17 protein-coding genes, 6 tRNA genes and 3 rRNA genes are annotated in these 21,522 nt (G+C 61.9%); 16 read left to right on the top strand and 10 right to left on the bottom strand.

All coding sequences use genetic code 11. From position 1 onward, the window contains the following. Positions 1 to 47 precede the first annotated feature (47 nt). Positions 48 to 242, top strand: a complete 195-nt coding sequence (locus tag WT60_RS01755) for a hypothetical protein (protein WP_038746729.1) — start codon at positions 48 to 50, stop codon at positions 240 to 242. Positions 243 to 426: 184 nt separating this feature from the next. Here the strand turns inward: WT60_RS01755 and hppD are convergent, their stop codons facing one another. Further along, positions 427 to 1,524: a 4-hydroxyphenylpyruvate dioxygenase gene (hppD, locus tag WT60_RS01760; RefSeq protein WP_038746731.1), complete on the bottom strand. Its 1,098-nt coding sequence runs from the start codon at positions 1,522 to 1,524 to the stop codon at positions 427 to 429. A gap of 151 nt (positions 1,525 to 1,675) precedes the next feature. Here hppD and WT60_RS01765 point away from each other — a divergent pair, with 151 nt between their 5' ends. Then, positions 1,676 to 2,191: an Lrp/AsnC family transcriptional regulator gene (locus WT60_RS01765; RefSeq protein ID WP_038746733.1), complete on the top strand. Its 516-nt coding sequence runs from the start codon at positions 1,676 to 1,678 to the stop codon at positions 2,189 to 2,191. 117 nt (positions 2,192 to 2,308) lie between these two features. On the opposite strand, the gene WT60_RS01770 is transcribed toward WT60_RS01765, so the two are convergent. The 8 genes from WT60_RS01770 to paaA form a co-directional block, all read right to left on the bottom strand. After that, positions 2,309 to 2,956, bottom strand: a complete 648-nt coding sequence (locus WT60_RS01770; protein ID WP_060355926.1) for a GNAT family N-acetyltransferase — start codon at positions 2,954 to 2,956, stop codon at positions 2,309 to 2,311. A gap of 244 nt (positions 2,957 to 3,200) precedes the next feature. Continuing rightward, positions 3,201 to 3,800: a TetR/AcrR family transcriptional regulator gene (locus WT60_RS01775; RefSeq protein ID WP_060355925.1), complete on the bottom strand. Its 600-nt coding sequence runs from the start codon at positions 3,798 to 3,800 to the stop codon at positions 3,201 to 3,203. Positions 3,801 to 3,828: 28 nt separating this feature from the next. Continuing rightward, on the bottom strand, positions 3,829 to 4,659 hold the full coding sequence (locus tag WT60_RS01780; RefSeq protein WP_038746738.1) for a DUF1835 domain-containing protein: 831 nt from the start codon (positions 4,657 to 4,659) through the stop codon (positions 3,829 to 3,831). 121 nt (positions 4,660 to 4,780) lie between these two features. After that, positions 4,781 to 5,869 carry a 1,2-phenylacetyl-CoA epoxidase subunit PaaE gene (gene paaE, locus WT60_RS01785; RefSeq protein ID WP_060355924.1) on the bottom strand — a complete coding sequence of 363 codons (1,089 nt, stop codon included), beginning with the start codon at positions 5,867 to 5,869 and terminating at the stop codon, positions 4,781 to 4,783. A gap of 2 nt (positions 5,870 to 5,871) precedes the next feature. Then, positions 5,872 to 6,510 (bottom strand): 1,2-phenylacetyl-CoA epoxidase subunit PaaD, encoded by a 639-nt coding sequence (gene paaD / locus WT60_RS01790; protein WP_060355930.1) that lies wholly within the window; start codon positions 6,508 to 6,510, stop codon positions 5,872 to 5,874. Positions 6,511 to 6,548: 38 nt separating this feature from the next. Then, positions 6,549 to 7,352 carry a 1,2-phenylacetyl-CoA epoxidase subunit PaaC gene (gene paaC / locus WT60_RS01795; RefSeq protein ID WP_038746743.1) on the bottom strand — a complete coding sequence of 268 codons (804 nt, stop codon included), beginning with the start codon at positions 7,350 to 7,352 and terminating at the stop codon, positions 6,549 to 6,551. A 10-nt stretch (positions 7,353 to 7,362) separates the two neighbouring features. Continuing rightward, entirely contained in the window at positions 7,363 to 7,647 is a 285-nt protein-coding gene (gene paaB / locus WT60_RS01800) for a 1,2-phenylacetyl-CoA epoxidase subunit PaaB (protein WP_060355929.1), read from the bottom strand. A 53-nt stretch (positions 7,648 to 7,700) separates the two neighbouring features. Further along, a complete protein-coding gene (gene paaA, locus WT60_RS01805; protein ID WP_059582620.1) occupies positions 7,701 to 8,699 on the bottom strand; it encodes a 1,2-phenylacetyl-CoA epoxidase subunit PaaA in 999 nt (332 codons plus the stop codon). A gap of 226 nt (positions 8,700 to 8,925) precedes the next feature. On the opposite strand from paaA, the gene WT60_RS34905 reads away from it, so the two are divergent. The 7 genes from WT60_RS34905 (at position 8,926) to rrf (ending at position 16,608) form a co-directional block, all read left to right on the top strand. Further along, positions 8,926 to 9,195 carry a hypothetical protein gene (locus WT60_RS34905; RefSeq protein WP_222430144.1) on the top strand — a complete coding sequence of 90 codons (270 nt, stop codon included), beginning with the start codon at positions 8,926 to 8,928 and terminating at the stop codon, positions 9,193 to 9,195. A gap of 215 nt (positions 9,196 to 9,410) precedes the next feature. Further along, positions 9,411 to 10,706: an SGNH/GDSL hydrolase family protein gene (locus tag WT60_RS01820; protein ID WP_060355923.1), complete on the top strand. Its 1,296-nt coding sequence runs from the start codon at positions 9,411 to 9,413 to the stop codon at positions 10,704 to 10,706. Positions 10,707 to 11,229: 523 nt separating this feature from the next. Continuing rightward, positions 11,230 to 12,762, top strand: a 16S ribosomal RNA gene (locus tag WT60_RS01835). A gap of 63 nt (positions 12,763 to 12,825) precedes the next feature. Then, a tRNA-Ile gene (locus tag WT60_RS01840) sits at positions 12,826 to 12,902 on the top strand. Positions 12,903 to 12,940: 38 nt separating this feature from the next. Next, positions 12,941 to 13,016, top strand: a tRNA-Ala gene (locus WT60_RS01845). Between the two features lie 408 nt (positions 13,017 to 13,424). Beyond that, positions 13,425 to 16,305 (top strand): 23S ribosomal RNA (locus WT60_RS01850). A 189-nt stretch (positions 16,306 to 16,494) separates the two neighbouring features. After that, a 5S ribosomal RNA gene (gene rrf, locus WT60_RS01855) occupies positions 16,495 to 16,608 on the top strand. The 16S, 23S and 5S rRNA genes sit together here with 2 tRNA genes alongside, the layout of an rRNA operon. Positions 16,609 to 17,135: 527 nt before the next feature. On the opposite strand, the gene WT60_RS01860 is transcribed toward rrf, so the two are convergent. Then, positions 17,136 to 18,223 (bottom strand): IS3 family transposase gene (locus WT60_RS01860; RefSeq protein WP_100185219.1). Its coding sequence is split into 2 segments (ribosomal slippage): positions 17,136 to 17,962 and positions 17,962 to 18,223, totalling 1,089 coding nucleotides; the frame shifts between segments, so codons are not numbered across the junction. A 497-nt stretch (positions 18,224 to 18,720) separates the two neighbouring features. Between WT60_RS01860 and WT60_RS01865 the strand changes: the two genes are divergently transcribed. From WT60_RS01865 to nusG, 7 genes are all read left to right on the top strand, one after another. Beyond that, positions 18,721 to 18,806 (top strand) — tRNA-Tyr (locus tag WT60_RS01865). 43 nt (positions 18,807 to 18,849) lie between these two features. Further along, positions 18,850 to 18,923: transfer RNA gene (locus tag WT60_RS01870), tRNA-Gly, on the top strand. 24 nt (positions 18,924 to 18,947) lie between these two features. Next, positions 18,948 to 19,022 (top strand) — tRNA-Thr (locus tag WT60_RS01875). Between the two features lie 62 nt (positions 19,023 to 19,084). Further along, positions 19,085 to 20,275, top strand: a complete 1,191-nt coding sequence (tuf, locus tag WT60_RS01880) for an elongation factor Tu (RefSeq protein WP_059670342.1) — start codon at positions 19,085 to 19,087, stop codon at positions 20,273 to 20,275. Positions 20,276 to 20,334: 59 nt separating this feature from the next. Next, positions 20,335 to 20,410, top strand: a tRNA-Trp gene (locus tag WT60_RS01885). Positions 20,411 to 20,452: 42 nt separating this feature from the next. Continuing rightward, positions 20,453 to 20,833 (top strand): preprotein translocase subunit SecE, encoded by a 381-nt coding sequence (secE, locus tag WT60_RS01890; RefSeq protein WP_038754729.1) that lies wholly within the window; start codon positions 20,453 to 20,455, stop codon positions 20,831 to 20,833. 1 nt (position 20,834) lies between these two features. Continuing rightward, entirely contained in the window at positions 20,835 to 21,392 is a 558-nt protein-coding gene (gene nusG / locus WT60_RS01895; RefSeq protein WP_004525645.1) for a transcription termination/antitermination protein NusG, read from the top strand. The last annotated feature ends 130 nt before the right edge of the window (positions 21,393 to 21,522 follow it).

The following is a 21,522-nucleotide window of genomic DNA, read 5'->3' on the forward strand; positions in this document are numbered from 1 at the left end:
TCGCGTCGGCGCCGCGAACGCACACGGACGGTTGCAATGGAGGTGCAATGAAGACTCGAAATATCCAGAATTTCCTGATGGTGTCGGCGGCGTTTTTCGCGATGAGCGGCACCGCGCGCTCGGAAGGCGCAAGCGTGCTGGCGACGGCGAGCACCCAGATGCTGCAGCTCGCGGCAGCCGGTGCGCCGGCGCCGGCGCTCGCGAGCGCCGTGACGAACGAACGCGGCGCGGCGCAGAAGTAGGCCGCGGCGGCGCGGCGGCGGGCGATTGCCGGCCTCGTCGCGCGATGATCGGCCATGCAAAAGGGCGGGAATCCCGGGATTCCCGCCCTTTCCATTTAGACCTTCCGATTTGACGCCTCGATGTTTCGAGGCCTCTATGTCTTGACGCCCCGTCGCGAACAGGCCGCGCGCGGCGCCGCCTCGCTTACGCCTTGTCCTGCACGACGCCGCGGCGGATCTGGTCGAGCTCGATCGATTCGAACAGCGCCTTGAAGTTGCCCTCGCCGAAGCCCTGATTGCCCTTGCGCTGGATGATCTCGAAGAAGATCGGCCCGATCTGGTTCTCGGTGAAGATCTGCAGCAGCAGATCGTCGTGCGCGCCGTCGATCAGGATCTTGCGCTTCCTGAGCTCGTCGAGCGGCTCGCCGTGGTTCGGCACGCGGCGATCGACGAGCTCGTAGTACGTGTCGATCGTGTCGAGCAGCGTCACGCCCTTCGCGCGCAGGCCGTCGACCGCCTTGTAGATGTCGGCCGCGCCGAGCGCGATGTGCTGGATGCCTTCGCCGTGATATGCGTCGAGGTATTCCTGGATCTGGCCGGCCGTGTCCGAGCCTTCCTCGTTGATCGGAATCCGGATCTTGCCGCACGGCGACGTCATCGCCTTCGATTTCACGCCCGTCACCTTGCCTTCGATGTCGAAATAGCGCACCTCGCGGAAGTTGAACAGGCGCTCGTAGAACTCCGCCCATTCCTGCATGCGGCCGCGGTGGACGTTGTGCGTCAGGTGGTCGATGTAGGTGAGGCCGTGGCCGGCCGGGTTCGGATCGGCGCCCGGAATCGGCTCGAAGTCGACGTCGTAGATGCTGATGTCGCCGATCGCGCCCGGCTGCGCGCCGTTCTTGCCCTTCCAGCGGTCGACGAAATAGATCAGCGAATCGCCGATGCCCTTGATCGCCGGGATGTTCAGCTCCATCGGGCCCGTCTTGTTGTCGAAGCCCCATGCGCCCAGCTCGAGCGCGTGCTTGTACGCCTTCGCGGCGTCCTGCACGCGGAACGCGATCGCGCAGATCGACGGCCCGTGCAGCCGGGCGAAGCGCTGCGCGAACGAATCGGCTTCGGCGTTGATGATGAAGTTGATGTCGCCCTGGCGGTACAGCGTCACGTTCTTGTGGCGGTGCCGGGCGACGGCGGTGAAGCCCATGCGCTCGAACAGCTGGCCGAGCGCTTTCGGATCGGGCGCGGTGTATTCGATGAATTCGAAGCCGTCGGTGCCGACGGGGTTGTCCCAGGTGGGGATTTGCATGGCGTCTCCTAGCCCTCGACGGGGCACGCGTCTTGGTGAATGTCTGCGGCAAAGTGTAGCGGGCCGGGCCGGGTGGAAACTTGCGAACTTAGTCGCGTAACGCTACGCTTGCGCAATTTCTCGTCCGCACGAACAGGCAGGGAGGCAGGAAATGGCGCACGTAGAATTGGATGCGATCGATCGGCGCATTCTTGCGATTCTTCAGGAGAACGGGCGTTTGTCGAATCAGGACATCGCCGAGCGGGTGAATCTGTCGCCGAGCCCTTGCCTGCGTCGGATTCGCCGGCTCGAGGAGCTGGGCGTGATCACCGGCTACGTCGCGCTGCTCGACCCGCAGAAGCTCGGGCTCGACCTGCTCGCGTACGTGAGCGTGCGGCTGGAAAAGCGCGGCGGCGCCGTGCCGGCGCGCGGCGACGAAACGCCCGCGCGCGCGGGCGCGACGCACGCCGAGCTGTTTCGCGCGGCCGTGCAGGCGTGGCCGGAGGTCGTCGCGTGTCACGCGATGACGGGCGATATGGACTATCTGTTGCGCGTGCAGGTCGAGGACATGGCGCATTTCTCGCGTTTCATGCAGGAGCAACTGCTGCACCATCCGTCGGTGATCGACGTGAAGACGAGTTTCTCGCTCGAGCGCTTCAAGGAGACCACCGCGTTGCCGATTCGCTGAATGCCGGAGCGCGGTCGGCCGAACGGCCGATATCGGCTGAGCGGCGCAAAAAAACGGGCGGCCCATGACGGGCCGCCCGTTTTTGTTCGCGCATCGGCGGATGCGATGCGCCGCGCGTTACGCGGTGAGGCCCGCGGGCAGCAGCGATTCGAAGATCTGCGTCGCGCGGCGCGCCTGGCGCTTGAGCGCGTAGTCGAACACGGCCGCCTGCTCCTGCATCATCTCGGCGATGATCGTCGAGTGGTCGGCGGGCGGCAGCGACAGGTACGCATCGGCTTCGCCGTATGCGTACTCGATGCGCATCCCCGATTTCTTCGCGATATGCATCATCGTCGCGTTGCGCGACAGGCAGTGCATGTACAGCGTCGTGACGTGCGTGTTGCGGCTGCGGATCGCGGCGCGCTCGAAGAGCTTCGTGCCGACGCCTTGGCCGCGTGCGCTTTCGAGCACCGACACACCGAACTCGGCGGTGCGCTTGTCGCCTTCGGCGGGCAGGTACGCGAGGTGGCCGACGCCGATCAGCGCGAGTTCGTGATCGAACACGCCGAACACGGTGTCGCGGCCGAAGTCGATCGTGCGGACGTAGTTCTCGATCACGTGATCGGGCACCGCTTGGCCGAAGCGCAACAGGCGATCGTCGTCGTCGAGCGCGAGAAAATGGGTGAGCAGTTGTTGACGGTCGCCGGAAGCCAGTTCCCGAACGAGAACTGGCGCGGGACCGGCGATGCCGACCGCATCGGCAGGGCGAAGGTCTGGCTTGTTCATCGTGGGTTCCTCAAAAAAGACCGTACAGCTATTTGTGCAACGCAGCGCAATTTTAGCTGAATGGCCGTGCAGAGATTGGGGAAAACCCGGATGTTCGTGTCGAGCTTGGCCTCTAAATTCACCGATTGGTAAATATAAGCTTTTGTTTTTATTGATATTTTAAGGATTTTTGACGGAGGTGTGGGCAAAGCGTCGCACTGTTACGCTCACGCAACGCTTGCTGCTCCGCAATAAATCAGACGATTCAGCCGCCGAGGCCGTGCTCGATCATGCCGATCACCTGCTCGGCGAAATCGCGATAGCCGAGGCGCCCGCCCGGCTTCAGCCACGTGAACGTCCAGTTGATCATCCCGAACACCATCATCGTCACGGGCGTCTGGTTGTCCTTCGAGATCCGCTCCGGATACGCGCGCGCGAGCTGGCGCGCGAACGCGGCGACGATGTCGCGCTGGCGGTCGAGAATGATCCGGCGTTGCGCTTCCTCGAGATACTTCACGTCGTTCAGCAGCGCGACATGGCGGCTGTGCGACGTCTCGTATTCGGCGAGGAACGCGCGCACGAGTTCGGCGAACGCCTCGCGCTCGGTGAGCCCGCGCCGCTGGCTCGCGCCTTCGACCTCGGCGATGATCAGCATCAGCCGCTTCGTGTAGCGGTCGAGCAGATCGAACAGGATCGCTTCCTTGCCTTCGTAATAGTGATAGAGGCGCGCCTTCGACGTGCCGCTCGCGTTCGCGAGATCGGTCATCGACGTGCTCGGGTAGCTCGTCTGCGCGAACTTGGCGGCGGCGAGATCGAGGATCTGCTCGCGCTGGGATTCGTGATCGGGGGCTCGGGTGCGGGCCATGTGATTCGACGCGTGATGCGGGTTCGGGTTAGCGGGGAACGGCGACGGCGGGCGTGACGCGCAGCGTCGCCGTTTTCAGGTCTTCGATCGAGCGCGCGTCGCCCTGCAGTTCGACGCGGCCGGCCGCCGCGAGCTCGCGGCAGCGCCAGAACGCGATCACGTCGCCGACGAACAGGTGGCCGCGGTCGGCGAACGCCATCACCGCGCCGACCGTGCGCGCGGCGGGCCCCCATTCGTCGGGCGCGTGTTCGAGCACGAGCGCGTCGATGTCGGCGTAATGGCCGCTCTTGAACGTGTTGCAGATCCAGTAGCGCAGCTCGGCGTTCGTCTGTTTCGCTTCCTGCCATTCGAGCGCGAGCCGGCTGATCCGCAGCACCGAGATCGGCGCCGCCTCCGGCAGCTTCGCGGCGAGCTGCGCGGGCGAGAAGATGCCGGCGGCCGTCGCCTGGTCGGCGCGCAGCCGCACCCACGACTGCGGATCGTCGATGTCCGTGCTCGACAGCCGCACCTCGTTCAGGCGCTGCGGCGCGTTGCGCAGATGGTAGGCGACGCGCCGCAGCATCAGCTGATCGGCCACGCTGTGCGCGTGCCACACGACGATCTGGCCCGTGCCGGCCGCGAGCGCCTCGAGCTTCGCGAAATCGTCGCCGAGCCCCGCCGCCCAGTCCTGCTGCACGTCGCCGATCGCGCGTTCCCAGAACGCGGCGCGCACGTCCGGCGTATCGTCGGCGCCGCGCAGCGGGCCGACGGACAGATCGTCGAACAGCTCGACGACGCTTTCGTCGCGGCCCGCGTCGGCGAGCGCGATGCGCAGGGAAGCGGCGGCGGAGCCGCCCATGGTCACGTGGATGGTGCTCATTGGCCTGTCGTCAACATGAGAAAAGCCGCCCGGGTGCCGGCGCTTCGCGCGTCCGGCCCGCAGGCGGCCCCTAGTGTAAGCGAGATGGGGGGCGGCGCGTAACCGCGCGGCAAGACGCCGCTTACCGTTCGTCGTAACTGACGACCACCTTGCCGCTGACGGGATGGCACTGGCAGGTGAGCACGAAGCCGTCGGCGATTTCCCGCGGCTCGAGCGTGTAGTTCTTTTCCATCCGCACCTCGCCTTCGAGCACCTTCGCGCGGCACGTGCAGCACACGCCGCCCTTGCACGCGTACGGCAGCGCGAGGCCCGCGCGCAGCCCGACGTCGAGGAGGCTCACGCCTTCGTACGGCAGGCGCAGCTTGCGTTTCTTGCCGTCGAGCACGATTTCGAGATCGGCGGCGGGCGTGTCGTCGGTAATCTCGACGGCGGGCACGCCCGCCTGCGGCAGCGGCGTGCCGAAGCGCTCGATGTGCACCCGCTCGTGCGGCACGCCGGCCGCGGCGAGCGCGGCCTCGGCGGCGTCCATCATCGGCGCGGGGCCGCAGATGAACGCTTCGTCGATCGTCTCGGCCGGCACGAGCGAATCGATGAACGCCGCGCACTTCGCCTGATCGAGCACGCCGTTGAAGAGCTCGACGTCCTGCACGTCGTCCGACAGCACGTGATACAGCGCGAATCGCTGCATGAAGCGGTTCTTCAGATCCTCGAGCTCCTCGGCGAACATGATCGAATCGACGCTGCGGTTGCCGTAGATCAGCGTGAACGCGCTCCGCGGCTCGAGCTCGAGCGTCGTCTTGATGATCGCGAGCACGGGCGTGATCCCCGAGCCGCCCGCGAACGCGACGTACTGCTTGCCGTGCTCGGCGTTCAGGTGCGTGAAGAAGCGGCCGTCCGGCGTCATCACGTCGATCGTGTGGCCGGGCTCGAGCGTATCGAACGCGAAGTTCGAGAAGCGGCCGCCGCGCACGCGCTTGATGCCGATGCGCAACTCGCCGTCGCGGTCGTAGTCGGTCGTGCCGACGCAGATCGAGTACGAGCGGCGGGTCTCCTCGCCGTCGATATGCGCCTTCAGCGTGACGAACTGGCCTTGCGTGAAGCGGTACGCGTCGCGCAGCTCGGGCGGCACCTCGAACGACACCGTGACGGCGTCGGCGGTCTCGGGCCGCACGTCGCGGATGCGCAGCGGATGGAATTGCGGAGTCGCCATATTCAATAAGGTTTGAAGTAGTCGAAGGGTTCGCGGCAGTCGACGCAGCGGTAGAGCGCCTTGCACGCGGTCGACGCGAACTGCGCGAGCCGCTCGGTGTGCGCTGAGCCGCAGCGCGGGCAGACGGGCGCGGCGAGCGGCTTCGGCATGAAGTGGACGACGCGGCGGTGGGCAGGGCCGCCGCGCGCATCGCCGTCGCCGCCGTCGCCGCCGCCGCCGCCATCGCCGCCGCACTGGCCGGCGGGCGGCGCGATGCCGTACGCGCGGAGTTTTTCGCGGGCGTCGGCGGTGATCCAGTCGGTCGTCCACGCGGGCGCGAGCACGGTCGCGATCCGGTGCGGCGCGACGCCGGCTTGCCGCAGCGCGGCGTCGATGTCCTCGGCGATCTGCTGCATCGCCGGGCAGCCGGAGTAGGTCGGCGTGATCACGACTTCGACGACGCCGTCGGCGGCGCGGCGCACGTCGCGCAGGATGCCGAGCTCGCGGATCGACACGACCGGGATTTCCGGATCGGGCACGGCTTCGAGCGCGTCCCATGCGCGGGCGACGAGCGGATCGTCGCCGCGGGCGGCGCGGCCGTCGCGCGGGCGGTCGACGGCGGCGGCCGTCGAGGCGAGGGCGGATGCGGGGAGGGCGGACATCGTCTGGCTCCGTCGTTCGTCGTTCGTCGCGCGCGGCTTCACCAGGTCGCGCCCGGATGCTGGCGCGCGACGCTCTGCAACTCGGCGAGCAGATAGCCCATGTGCTCCGAGTGCTCGCCGCGCTTGCCGGTCGACACGTACTGGCCGGCCGCGGGCGGCGCGAGCGTCGCCTCGGCGAGGGTCGCGTCGACGTCCGCGCGCCACGCCGGCTCGATCGACGCGATGGCGGGCCCGATGCCGGCCGCGGCCGCCGCGTCGTCGATCGCGTCCGCCGCGAAGAATTCGCGCGTATACGGCATCAGATAGTCGAGCGCGGCCTGCGCGCGGCGATGCGATTCGTCGGTGCCGTCGCCGAAGCGGATCAGCCATTCGCGCGCGTGGTGCTCGTGGTAGCGCGTCTCCTTCACCGATTTCGCCGCGATCGCCGCGAGCTGAGCGTCGCTCGACGTCTCGAGCGCAGTCCACACGTGCAGCATCAGCGCCGCGTAGAGGAAGTTGCGCGCGACGGTCACCGCATAGTCGAGCTCCGCGTGCGCGGTGCCGCTGAGCGGGCCGTAGTGCGGCAGCTCGACGAACGTGTAGTTCGCGAATTCGCGCTCGGTGCGCGAGTACGCATAGTCGTCCTCGGTCCGCGCGGCGCCGCTGAGCTGCCGTTCGAGCTCGGCCGCGTGCGTATACAGCAGGCGCGCCTGGCCGATCAGGTCGAGGCTCATGTTCGTGAGCGCGATGTCTTCCTCGAGGACCGGGCCGTGCCCGCACCATTCGGCGTTGCGCTGACCGAGGATCAGCGCGTTGTCGGCGAGGCGCAGCACGTAGGCGAGATGTTGTGGGGTCGTCGTCATGGCCTGCCGCTCACATGTGGTTGACTTCGTCGGGCAGCGCGTAGAAGGTCGGATGGCGATAGATCTTGTCGCCCGCCGGCTCGAACATCTCGGCCTTCTCGTTCGGATCGGACGCGGTGATCGCCGCCGACGGCACGACCCAGATGCTCACGCCTTCCTGGCGGCGCGTGTAGACGTCGCGCGCCATGTGCAGCGCCATCGACGCGTCGGCCGCGTGCAGGCTTCCGCAGTGCTTGTGGTCGAGCCCTTGCTTGCTGCGCACGAAGACTTCCCAGATTGGCCATTCTTGGTTCATCGCTTTCTCCTGAATCTCCTGAATACGGATGGCGGCGCCGCGCTTCGCGCGCGTCATGCCGCTTGCTGTTGCGCGCGGCGGCGGCGCTTTTCCTCGTGCGCGAGCGCGGCCTCGCGGACCCACGCGCCGTTCTCGTGCGCCTTCACGCGGGTCGCGAGGCGCTCCTTGTTGCACGGGCCGTCGCCGTTGACGACGCGCCGGAATTCGTCCCAGTCGAGCGCGCCGTAGTCGAAATGGCCGCGCGCGTCGTTCCACTTGAGGTCGGGGTCGGGCAGCGTGACGCCGAGCACTTTCGCCTGCTCGACCGTCGCGTCGACGAACTTCTGCCGCAGATCGTCATTCGAGATGCGCTTGATTCCCCATTTGGCCGACTGGTTGCTGTGGACGGAATCGGCATCGGGCGGACCGAACATCATCAGCACGGGCGCCCACCAGCGGTTCACCGCGTCCTGCACCATCGCGCGCTGCGCATCGGTGCCCTTCATCATCGCGAGCAGCGCGTCGAAGCCTTGCCGCTGATGGAACGATTCCTCCTTGCAGACGCGGATCATCGCGCGCGCGTACGGGCCGTACGTGCAGCGGCAGAGCGGAATCTGGTTCATGATCGCGGCGCCGTCGACGAGCCAGCCGATCACGCCGACGTCCGCCCACGTGAGGGTCGGGTAATTGAAGATGCTCGAATACTTGGCCTTGCCTGCGTGCAGCGCGTCGATCAGCGCGTCGCGCGACACGCCGAGCGTTTCCGCGGCGCTATATAGATAGAGGCCGTGACCGGCTTCGTCCTGGACCTTCGCGAGCAGGATCGCCTTGCGCTTGAGGCTCGGCGCGCGCGTGATCCAGTTGCCTTCCGGCAGCATGCCGACGACCTCCGAGTGCGCGTGCTGCGAAATCTGCCGCACGAGGGTCTTGCGGTACGCGTCGGGCATCCAGTCCTGCGGTTCGATCTTGCCGTCGGCGGCGACGACGGCATCGAATCTGGCCTGTTCGGGCGAATCGGCGGCGGCATCGAGCGGCGCGACGTTGCCGGGGATGTCGAGGGATTGCGTGTACATGGCGATGTTCTCGTCCAGGTGGAATGTTCACGCAGTATAAATCAACCGACCGGTCGGTTAATAGATCATTTTAGCGGATCGCCGAGATTCGCGGACCGGGCGACGGCGATTTGCCGTGGGCGGGCCGCTGCTTCGCGTGTGAACTGCATCGGGCCGCGGCGCGGGTGGCGGATTTTCATTCCAGCGAGGCCGGTCAACCATCGTGCGGGCTCATTGGTCTGCCGAAGTGGCCGAAGTGGCCGAAGTGGCCGAAGTGGCCGAAGTGGCCGAAGTGGCCGAAGTGGCCGAAGTGGCCGAAGTGGCCGAAGTGGCCGAAGTGGCCGAAGTCGCCGAAGTCGCCGAAGTCGCCGAAGTCGCCGAAGTCGCCGAAGTCGCCGAAGTCGCCGAAGTCGCCGAAGTCGCCGAAGTCGCCGAAGTCGCCGAAGTCGCCGAAGTCGCCGAAGTCGCCGAAGTCGCCGAAGTCGCCGAAGTCCGGGGTCGGGCTCTACTAAACTGAACGGTGGATCGATAGACTGCAGACCGGCGACCGGCGACCGGCGACCGGCGACCGGCGACCGGCGACCGGCGACCGGCGACCGGCAACCGGAAACGAAGCCCGCGAAACGCAGTGCCGCAACTGACAAGCGCCGCCGCAGCCGATTTCCCCGCAACCAACGGAGCGCGCAACCCGAGTTCAGGCAAAATCCGAAGCTTTGCCGTGAGGAGTATCGAATGACGTCTCGCCGCTGGCTTTCCGCTCTTTCGTGCTTTTCGTGCTGTCTCGCGCTCGCTGCATCGCAGACGGCAAGCGCCGCGCAAGCCGACACGCCCGCGCAGCCGGCGCGCTGGGTCGCGTCCTGGGCGACGGCGCTGCAGCCGATCCCGGATCTCGCGGCGCCGCCGCCGTTGTATCGCGCGCCGGACGTCGCGGGGCGCACGGTCCGCCAGATCGTTTATCCGACGCTCGCGGGGCGCGCGGTCCGCATTCGTGTGAGCAACGCATACGGCAAGACGCCGCTCGTGATCGGCGAGGCGAGCATCGCTCGCTCGTCGGGCGGCGCGGCGATCGCGGCCGGCAGTTCGACGACGATGACGTTCGGCGGTCGGCGCGCGATCGAAGTGCCGCCCGGCGAGGAGCGGGAAAGCGATCCGGCCGCATTCGACGTGACGGCGGGCGCGCCATACGCACTCAGCCTGTATATGGGCAGTCGCCAGACGATGGCGGTTTGGCACCGCGTCTCGAATCAGGTCAATTACGTGTCGACGCCGGGCAATCACGCGAGCGACGCCGCGCCCGACGCCTACCTGACGCGCTTCACGCAATCCGCGTGGGTGGCCGAGCTTGCGGTCGAGGCGTCGCGGCCGGGCGCCGCGACGATCGTGGCGATCGGCGATTCGATCACGGACGGCATGCGCTCGAGCCTGAACCGCAATCGGCGCTGGCCGGACGCGTTCGCGGCGCGGCTCGAGCGCTCGGGCGAGCACGACATCGGCGTGGTGAATCTCGGCATCAGCGGAAACCGGCTGCTGAGCGACTCCCGCTGCTACGGCGTCGCGCTCGAGCGCCGCTTCGAGCGCGACGCGCTGGCGCGCGCCAGCGTGAAGGCCGCAGTGCTGCTGATCGGCATCAACGACATCAATTTTGCGGCGATGCCGGCGCGGTCGGGGCTCGATTGCGATGCGCCGCACACGCAGGTCGACGCGCAGTCGCTGATCGCAGGCTACCGCCGGGTGATTGCCGCCGCGCACGCGCGCGGCGTCGCGGTGTTCGGCGCAACGCTGACGCCCGCGTCGCTGCCGCCGGCGCGCGAAGCGATCCGCCGTGAAGTCAACGAGTGGATTCGGACGTCGGGCGCATTTGACGGTGTCGTGGATTTCGACGTCGCGTTGCGCGACCCCGCGAAGCCGTCGGCACTCCAGCGCCGCTACAACAGCGGCGACGACATTCATCCGAGCGATGCGGGGTACGCGGCGATGGCCGACGCGGTGCCGCTGGAGCGGCTGGCGGCGGCGGCTCGGCGCCGTTGAGCGTGCTGCGCCGACACGGTAAGCCGCGGCGACACAAGAATTTTGATGAAACCCTTAAAAAGGGCTTGCGTGAAAGCCGAGTGCTGCCTACAATCACGCCTCTTTCGCGCCAAGCCGAACGCGGCGCGAGAGGGGAAGCGGGAAGTTCCGATGCCGAGGTGGTAAGGTCGAAGCGGTAGCCGGCCGGCGGCACGGAAAGGTGATCAGGGCGGAGCGCGACGCGGTAGTAAAAAAGTTGTTGACGCGCTGCGAATAAGTGATCATAATCTCGTTTCTCTGCTGCAGACAACGCAGCGCTGCTGAGAAGGCGGCAGAAAGTAGTGAAGTCTTCTCGCAGATGTGCTCTTTAACAATGAACAGCCGATAAGTGTGGGCGCTTGATGGAAGCGGGCGATCCTTGGATCGCAAGCAAAAGTATCAAGAGTCTCACACTAAAGTAAGTCAGGTTTATGGAGCAATTCATATACCTGTCAGCTTTGAGTGAGCGACCGGTTGGAAACAACCGAAAACAGTAACAGGAATTGAACTGAAGAGTTTGATCCTGGCTCAGATTGAACGCTGGCGGCATGCCTTACACATGCAAGTCGAACGGCAGCACGGGTGCTTGCACCTGGTGGCGAGTGGCGAACGGGTGAGTAAAACATCGGAACATGTCCTGTAGTGGGGGATAGCCCGGCGAAAGCCGGATTAATACCGCATACGATCTACGGATGAAAGCGGGGGACCTTCGGGCCTCGCGCTATAGGGTTGGCCGATGGCTGATTAGCTAGTTGGTGGGGTAAAGGCCTACCAAGGCGACGATCAGTAGCTGGTCTGAGAGGACGACCAGCCACACTGGGACTGAGACACGGCCCAGACTCCTACGGGAGGCAGCAGTGGGGAATTTTGGACAATGGGCGAAAGCCTGATCCAGCAATGCCGCGTGTGTGAAGAAGGCCTTCGGGTTGTAAAGCACTTTTGTCCGGAAAGAAAACCTTTGGGCTAATACCCTAGGGGGATGACGGTACCGGAAGAATAAGCACCGGCTAACTACGTGCCAGCAGCCGCGGTAATACGTAGGGTGCGAGCGTTAATCGGAATTACTGGGCGTAAAGCGTGCGCAGGCGGTTTGCTAAGACCGATGTGAAATCCCCGGGCTCAACCTGGGAACTGCATTGGTGACTGGCAGGCTAGAGTATGGCAGAGGGGGGTAGAATTCCACGTGTAGCAGTGAAATGCGTAGAGATGTGGAGGAATACCGATGGCGAAGGCAGCCCCCTGGGCCAATACTGACGCTCATGCACGAAAGCGTGGGGAGCAAACAGGATTAGATACCCTGGTAGTCCACGCCCTAAACGATGTCAACTAGTTGTTGGGGATTCATTTCCTTAGTAACGTAGCTAACGCGTGAAGTTGACCGCCTGGGGAGTACGGTCGCAAGATTAAAACTCAAAGGAATTGACGGGGACCCGCACAAGCGGTGGATGATGTGGATTAATTCGATGCAACGCGAAAAACCTTACCTACCCTTGACATGGTCGGAATCCTGCTGAGAGGCGGGAGTGCTCGAAAGAGAACCGGCGCACAGGTGCTGCATGGCTGTCGTCAGCTCGTGTCGTGAGATGTTGGGTTAAGTCCCGCAACGAGCGCAACCCTTGTCCTTAGTTGCTACGCAAGAGCACTCTAAGGAGACTGCCGGTGACAAACCGGAGGAAGGTGGGGATGACGTCAAGTCCTCATGGCCCTTATGGGTAGGGCTTCACACGTCATACAATGGTCGGAACAGAGGGTCGCCAACCCGCGAGGGGGAGCCAATCCCAGAAAACCGATCGTAGTCCGGATTGCACTCTGCAACTCGAGTGCATGAAGCTGGAATCGCTAGTAATCGCGGATCAGCATGCCGCGGTGAATACGTTCCCGGGTCTTGTACACACCGCCCGTCACACCATGGGAGTGGGTTTTACCAGAAGTGGCTAGTCTAACCGCAAGGAGGACGGTCACCACGGTAGGATTCATGACTGGGGTGAAGTCGTAACAAGGTAGCCGTATCGGAAGGTGCGGCTGGATCACCTCCTTTCTCGAGCTTATTTCCGCGAAGTTGAGCGCTCACGCTTATCGGCTGTAATCAAGACAGACTCAGGGGTCTGTAGCTCAGTCGGTTAGAGCACCGTCTTGATAAGGCGGGGGTCGTTGGTTCGAATCCAACCAGACCCACCAAGTTGTCTGGCGCAGGAAACCTGGGTGAAGTCTCTGTAGGGGGCATAGCTCAGCTGGGAGAGCACCTGCTTTGCAAGCAGGGGGTCGTCGGTTCGATCCCGTCTGCCTCCACCAATTGCGGTGCTCGTTAGTGCTTCAGCGCTTACGGGCATCTCACTCCCGAAGGGAGTCCCAATGGAGAATATTTGATTGGGTTCGAGAGAACGAATCGAGTATTCCCCATTGGCGATTGAGCCAGTCAGAGTGATACGTAGTACGTATCGGCTGTCGTTCTTTAACAATCTGGAAGAAGTAAGTAATTTGGATAGCGGAAGCGTCTAATGAGATGGACGTGGAAACTATCCGGGTTGTGATTGTATCGATGTATCTCAAGATGATTCGGGTCTACTCCCTTCGGGAGTGGGGTCGGCGTAAGCGCTAAAGCGCTAACGCCGGACCGACATCAATTTTGGAATACGGCACAACGCGAGAACTCAACCTGTAGCGACTGTTGCGTCGAAAGATGAGACAGACTCGTTATAGGGTCAAGCGAACAAGTGCATGTGGTGGATGCCTTGGCGATCACAGGCGATGAAGGACGCGGTAGCCTGCGAAAAGCTACGGGGAGCTGGCAAACGAGCTTTGATCCGTAGATGTCCGAATGGGGAAACCCACTCCTTTTGGAGTATCCATGGCTGAATACATAGGTCATGTGAGGCGAACGCGGTGAACTGAAACATCTAAGTAACCGCAGGAAAAGAAATCAACCGAGATTCCCAAAGTAGTGGCGAGCGAAATGGGAAGAGCCTGTACTCTTTATCTGTATTGTTAGTCGAACGCTCTGGAAAGTGCGGCCATAGCAGGTGATAGCCCTGTAGACGAAAACAGTATGGAAGAACTAGGTGTACGACAAGTAGGGCGGGACACGTGAAATCCTGTCTGAAGATGGGGGGACCATCCTCCAAGGCTAAATACTCGTGATCGACCGATAGTGAACCAGTACCGTGAGGGAAAGGCGAAAAGAACCCCGGGAGGGGAGTGAAATAGATCCTGAAACCGCATGCATACAAACAGTCGGAGCCTCGTAAGGGGTGACGGCGTACCTTTTGTATAATGGGTCAGCGACTTACGTTCAGTAGCAAGCTTAACCGAATAGGGCAGGCGTAGCGAAAGCGAGTCCGAATAGGGCGTTCAGTTGCTGGGCGTAGACCCGAAACCAAGTGATCTATCCATGGCCAGGATGAAGGTGCGGTAACACGTACTGGAGGTCCGAACCCACTAACGTTGAAAAGTTAGGGGATGAGCTGTGGATAGGGGTGAAAGGCTAAACAAACTTGGAAATAGCTGGTTCTCTCCGAAAACTATTTAGGTAGTGCCTCGTGTCTCACCTTCGGGGGTAGAGCACTGTCATGGTTGGGGGGTCTATTGCAGATTACCCCGCCATAGCAAACTCCGAATACCGAAGAGTGCAATCACGGGAGACAGACATCGGGTGCTAACGTCCGGTGTCAAGAGGGAAACAACCCAGACCGCCAGCTAAGGTCCCCAAATATGGCTAAGTGGGAAACGAAGTGGGAAGGCTAAAACAGTCAGGAGGTTGGCTTAGAAGCAGCCACCCTTTAAAGAAAGCGTAATAGCTCACTGATCGAGTCGTCCTGCGCGGAAGATGTAACGGGGCTAAGCCATATACCGAAGCTGCGGATGCGTGCTTTGCACGCATGGTAGGAGAGCGTTCCGTAAGCCTGCGAAGGTGCGTTGAAAAGCGTGCTGGAGGTATCGGAAGTGCGAATGCTGACATGAGTAGCGATAAAGGGGGTGAAAGGCCCCCTCGCCGTAAGCCCAAGGTTTCCTACGCAACGTTCATCGGCGTAGGGTGAGTCGGCCCCTAAGGCGAGGCAGAAATGCGTAGCTGATGGGAAGCAGGTCAATATTCCTGCACCATTGTTAAATGCGATGGGGGGACGGATCGCGGAAGGTTGTCCGGGTGTTGGAAGTCCCGGTCGCTGCATTGGAGAAGGCGCTTAGGCAAATCCGGGCGCGGAATTCAAGGGTGTGGCGCGAGCTCCTTAGGGAGCGAAGCAATTGGAAGTGGTTCCAAGAAAAGCCTCTAAGCTTCAGTTTAACAATGACCGTACCGCAAACCGACACAGGTGGGCGAGATGAGTATTCTAAGGCGCTTGAGAGAACTCGGGAGAAGGAACTCGGCAAATTGGTACCGTAACTTCGGGATAAGGTACGCCCTGGTAGCTTGATGCGCCTGCGCGCAAAGGGTGAAGGGGTTGCAATAAACTGGTGGCTGCGACTGTTTAATAAAAACACAGCACTCTGCAAACACGAAAGTGGACGTATAGGGTGTGACGCCTGCCCGGTGCCGGAAGATTAAATGATGGGGTGCAAGCTCTTGATTGAAGTCCCGGTAAACGGCGGCCGTAACTATAACGGTCCTAAGGTAGCGAAATTCCTTGTCGGGTAAGTTCCGACCTGCACGAATGGCGTAACGATGGCCACACTGTCTCCTCCCGAGACTCAGCGAAGTTGAAGTGTTTGTGATGATGCAATCTACCCGCGGCTAGACGGAAAGACCCCATGAACCTTTACTGTAGCTTTGCATTGGACTTTGAACCGATCTGTGTAGGATAGGTGGGAGGCTATGAAACCGGAACGCTAGTTTCGGTGGAGCCGTCCTTGAAATACCACCCTGGTTTGTTTGAGGTTCTAACCTTGGCCCGTGATCCGGGTCGGGGACAGTGCATGGTAGGCAGTTTGACTGGGGCGGTCTCCTCCCAAAGCGTAACGGAGGAGTACGAAGGTACGCTAGGTACGGTCGGAAATCGTGCTGATAGTGCAATGGCATAAGCGTGCTTAACTGCGAGACCGACAAGTCGAGCAGGTGCGAAAGCAGGTCATAGTGATCCGGTGGTTCTGTATGGAAGGGCCATCGCTCAACGGATAAAAGGTACTCTGGGGATAACAGGCTGATACCGCCCAAGAGTTCATATCGACGGCGGTGTTTGGCACCTCGATGTCGGCTCATCTCATCCTGGGGCTGTAGCCGGTCCCAAGGGTATGGCTGTTCGCCATTTAAAGAGGTACGTGAGCTGGGTTTAAAACGTCGTGAGACAGTTTGGTCCCTATCTGCCGTGGGCGTTGGATATTTGAAGGGGGCTGCTCCTAGTACGAGAGGACCGGAGTGGACGAACCTCTGGTGTACCGGTTGTGACGCCAGTCGCATCGCCGGGTAGCTATGTTCGGAAGAGATAACCGCTGAAAGCATCTAAGCGGGAAACTCGCCTTAAGATGAGATATCCCTGGGGACTTGATCCCCTTGAAGGGTCGTTCGAGACCAGGACGTTGATAGGTCAGGTGTGTAAGCGCAGTAATGCGTTCAGCTAACTGATACTAATTGCCCGTAAGGCTTGATCCTATAACAAGTCTGTCTCGGTAGTCGTTGGCGCGTCAGCGCTCACGGATATCGAGTGTCGAGTGCAAGGCGCTCGACGTACTGCGGTTGAAGTACCGCGTATGTGTGAGATACAACCTCACAACCCACCCAAGATTACTGCTTCTTCCCAGATTGGTTCTGTTGGCCGCGCCAGCAGAACAACCCTCTTTGCCTGATGACCATAGCGAGTCGGTCCCACCCCTTCCCATCCCGAACAGGACCGTGAAACGACTCCACGCCGATGATAGTGCGGATTGCCCGTGTGAAAGTAGGTAATCGTCAGGCTCCCCTCTGAAAACCCCCGCCCTCACCGGCGGGGGTTTTGCTTTTTACGCCTCCGCCAATCCCCTGAACGCCCTCGGCAGGAGCCTCGCGCTCCAGCTCCCGCCTCGACTCCCTTCTCGCTCGAGTGCGGGCGGGCCTCTCGGACGCTCCGCACGCGCTCTTGGGATTCGACCGACCCCCGCGTCTAGTCCGATCCGGTGCGTGAGTCCGAGGTTAAAGCTGGTGCTGCGTATGCGGACATCATAGGCTCAAGCATCCAGTGCTTCGCCGCGAACTCCGAGCCGCTATCAACGGTGATCGAGGTAGGCAACCCACGCATCTTGTCCAAGCGCTGCAAACCTGTACCGCGCGAAGTCAGGACAACGGGGTGTTGACCTCGATAACCCGGCATTTGCGCGTGTAGTCGTCGACCACATTCAGGCAGTGCACGCGCTGCTCATGAGCTCACCCGTCAGCGACAAAGTCCATCCGCCAGCTCTGGCTCGGGCGGTAATCCCCCCGCTTTTAACGCGAGTCAGAAGTAGAGACTATGCCGCGGCCATGAGCCGCTGTTTCGGCGTCATGCCGCCAAGGCCCATGTTAGGGCGCTCGTGATTGTATTGCCACATCCATTCGGTCGCGAAGCTCTGCACGTGCGCAAGGTTGTCCCAGTAGTACTGCGACAGCCACTCATAGCGCACCGTCCGGTTGAATCGCTCCACATAGGCGTTTTGCTGCGGCTTGCCCGGCTGAATGTAGTTCAACGCGATGCCATGCCTGGCTGCCCATTGCGTGATTGCCTCGCTTAAGTACTCGGGACCGTTATCGCACCGTATCGCCATCGGTTTTCCTCGCCAGCCGATGATCTGCTCCAGAGCCCGGATGACGCGCGCCGAGGGCAACGAGAAGTCGATCTCGATGCCCAATGCTTCGCGGTTGAAGTCGTCGATCACGTTGAACAGTCGGATACTGCGGCCGTCCTTCAACTGGTCGTGCATGAAGTCCATCGACCACACCGCATTCACCGACGCCGGCACGATCAGCGGCTCCGGCGCCTGCCGTACAAGCCGCTTACGAGGCTTGATGCGCAGGTTCAGCTCCAGTTCTCGGTAAATCCGGTACACGCGCTTATGGTTCCAGCCGAAGCCCTTCACGTTGCGCAGGTACAGGAAACACAGCCCAAAGCCCCAGTTGCGATGATTGTCGGTCAGCCGTAGCAGCCAGTCGGCAATCTGCTCGTTCCCTGCATTGCGCTGCCGCTCGTAGCGGTAGCACGTCCGGCTTACGCCAAATGCCTCGCATGCGAGCCGGATCGACACGCCCCGGCTCGCTACTGCTTCTCTGGCCATCTCGCGGCGGGTAGATGGCCTCAGTCTTTTTTTGCCAGCGCCTCTGCGACGATCTCCGCCTTGATCTTCTCTTCCACGTACATCTTGCGCAGTCGCGCGTTTTCCGCTTCCAGCTCCTTCATCCGGGCCATCAGCGACACGTCCATCCCGCCGTACTTGCTGCGCCAGTTGTAGAACGTCGCCGTGCTGACACCCAGCTCCCGGCAAATCTCCGGCACCGCCACGCCAGCCTCCGCGCGCTTGAGCGCATCCATGATCTGGCTATCCGTGAACTTCGACTTCTTCATTGCGTAGAACTCCCTTTGCTGGAAATTCTACTTCTGATCCCACCTACTGGACGGGAGGATTACCGGGCCAGTTGGCAACAGCAGTGACATGCGCTCGACAGCGGCAATGCGCTTGTGTCGACGCTTGCGCACGCCTAACCCTGCAAGCGGAGATTCATATTGGGGCCAGATTATTGATTCTACTTTTACATCCGTGACGATTTCTTTTCGAGCCCAATCGCCGTTTGGCACTTGGCGGCGTTCTTCCAACGCCGTATGATTCAGGTCTTCCGTTTTCCGGCGCGTTTTTTGCCGGGCAGACGGGGGCGGCGACAGGCGGTACCAGACGTCCCGTTGGATTCAGTAGTACGCAAGCTCGGTCCTGTTGCCGATGCAATGACAACTGAAAAACGGCGGCGCAGGTCGAACGACATCGGCGCGCTCGAAGAAGATGCAAATAATCTCAACGAAGCGCTTGACACGAATTCGATGTACCCCCATAATCGTCAGTTCTCTACGGAGGGGTGCCCGAGTGGCTAAAGGGGGCAGACTGTAAATCTGTTGGCTTACGCCTACGTTGGTTCGAATCCAACCTCCTCCACCAAGACATAAGCACAGAGCGGTATAGGGAATCGTTGCTGGCCCTTGCGGGTGTAGCTCAATGGTAGAGCAGAAGCCTTCCAAGCTTACGACGAGGGTTCGATTCCCTTCACCCGCTCCAGTTCAGGCAGTTGAAACGTAAAGCGCCCATGTGGCTCAGTGGTAGAGCACTCCCTTGGTAAGGGAGAGGTCGGCAGTTCGATCCTGCCCATGGGCACCAGCAGGTAGTCGGTGTCTGTTTGCGCGCGGCGCAACATGTGAAATTCCTTTCGGGAGTTGAAAATGGCCAAGGAAAAGTTTGAGCGGACCAAGCCGCACGTGAACGTTGGTACGATTGGTCACGTTGACCACGGCAAGACGACGCTGACGGCGGCGATCGCGACGGTTCTGTCGGCGAAGTTCGGCGGCGAAGCGAAGAAGTACGACGAAATCGACGCGGCGCCGGAAGAAAAGGCGCGCGGCATCACGATCAACACGGCGCACATCGAGTACGAAACGGCGAACCGCCACTACGCACACGTCGACTGCCCGGGCCACGCCGACTACGTGAAGAACATGATCACGGGCGCGGCGCAGATGGACGGCGCGATCCTGGTGTGCTCGGCAGCAGACGGCCCGATGCCGCAAACGCGTGAGCACATCCTGCTGGCGCGTCAGGTCGGCGTGCCGTACATCATCGTGTTCCTGAACAAGTGCGACATGGTGGACGACGCCGAGCTGCTCGAGCTGGTCGAGATGGAAGTGCGCGAACTGCTGTCGAAGTACGACTTCCCGGGCGACGACACGCCGATCATCAAGGGTTCGGCGAAGCTGGCGCTGGAAGGCGACAAGGGCGAGCTGGGCGAAGTGGCGATCATGAACCTGGCGGACGCGCTGGACACGTACATCCCGACGCCGGAGCGCGCGGTGGATGGTGCGTTCCTGATGCCGGTGGAAGACGTGTTCTCGATCTCGGGCCGCGGTACGGTGGTGACGGGTCGTGTCGAGCGTGGCGTGGTCAAGGTCGGCGAGGAAATCGAAATCGTCGGTATCAAGCCGACGGTGAAGACGACCTGCACGGGCGTGGAAATGTTCCGCAAGCTGCTGGACCAAGGTCAGGCAGGCGACAACGTCGGTATCCTGCTGCGCGGCACGAAGCGTGAAGACGTGGAGCGCGGCCAGGTTCTGGCGAAGCCGGGTTCGATCACGCCGCACACGCACTTCACGGCTGAAGTGTACGTGCTGAGCAAGGACGAAGGCGGCCGTCACACGCCGTTCTTCAACAACTACCGTCCGCAGTTCTACTTCCGTACGACGGACGTGACGGGCTCGATCGAGCTGCCGAAGGACAAGGAAATGGTGATGCCGGGCGACAACGTGTCGATCACGGTGAAGCTGATCGCGCCGATCGCGATGGAAGAAGGTCTGCGCTTCGCGATCCGCGAAGGCGGCCGCACCGTCGGCGCCGGCGTCGTCGCCAAGATCATCGAGTAAGCCAGTTACTCGCTGATCGACAGTTTGGGGGGCGGCGCCAGCCGGTCCCAACATGGTCTAGGGGTATAGCTCAACTGGCAGAGCGTCGGTCTCCAAAACCGAAGGTTGGGGGTTCGATTCCCTCTGCCCCTGCCACATAAGCCACGTTTCTTTGCGTGGCGTTTGTTTTAGAGTGTTATGGCGAATCCTTCCGTCGAAACTGTTAATACCTCCGGCGATAAGCTGATGCTGGCCCTGGGTGTATTGTTGGTCTTGGCCGGATTTGCGGGCTTCTTCTTGCTTGGCGGCAAGGAGTGGTATGTCCGCGGCGCTGCTTTGGCAGTGGGGGTGGTCGCCGGTGTGGGCGTCGCGCTGATATCGCTTCCTGGTAAGAGCTTCATCGCTTTTGCGAAGGATTCGTATCGCGAAGTGCGTAAAGTCGTTTGGCCCACGCGCAAAGAAGCCACGCAAACCACGCTCGTCGTCTTCGGTTTTGTGCTGGTCATGGCGCTCTTTCTTTGGCTAAGCGATAAGTCCATCGAATGGGTGATTTTCTCGGCGATTCTGGGTTGGAAATGATATGAGCGATACTCCGGCATCCCCGAGCGGAAAACGTTGGTACGTCGTGCACGCCTACTCCGGCATGGAGAAGAGCGTGCAACGCGCGCTTCAGGAGCGCATCGAGCGTGCCGGCATGCAGGACAAGTTCGGCCAGATCCTGGTTCCGACCGAGGAAGTGGTTGAAGTCAAGGGTGGTCACAAGGCGGTGACCGAGCGTCGTTTCTTCCCCGGCTACGTGCTGGTCGAAATGGAAATGACGGACGAAACGTGGCACCTCGTGAAAAACACCGCGAAGGTCACCGGTTTCGTCGGCGGGGCGCGCAATCGCCCGAGCCCGATTTCCCCGCGGGAAGTCGAAAAAATCATGTCGCAAATGCAGGAAGGCGTGGAAAAGCCGCGCCCGAAGACCCTGTTCGAAGTCGGCGAGATGGTGCGCGTGAAGGAAGGCCCGTTCACGGACTTCAACGGCACGGTCGAAGAAGTGAACTACGAAAAATCGCGAGTTCGGGTGTCCGTCACCATCTTTGGCCGAGCAACGCCGGTCGAGCTGGAATTCGGGCAGGTCGAAAAGGTTTGAGCAAGTTCAGGTGGGCAGCTCCGGGAGCTGCCCACCTTCGCGCTTACGGCCCGCGTTAATGGCCGTTGAGGAGCGCAAGTAGTCGCACGACGAACCCGCGTTATCACTCACCGAACGCTTGCATGCGTTC

The sequence above is a fragment of the Burkholderia sp. MSMB617WGS genome, assembly GCF_001532025.2.
Lineage (GTDB): Bacteria > Pseudomonadota > Gammaproteobacteria > Burkholderiales > Burkholderiaceae > Burkholderia > Burkholderia savannae.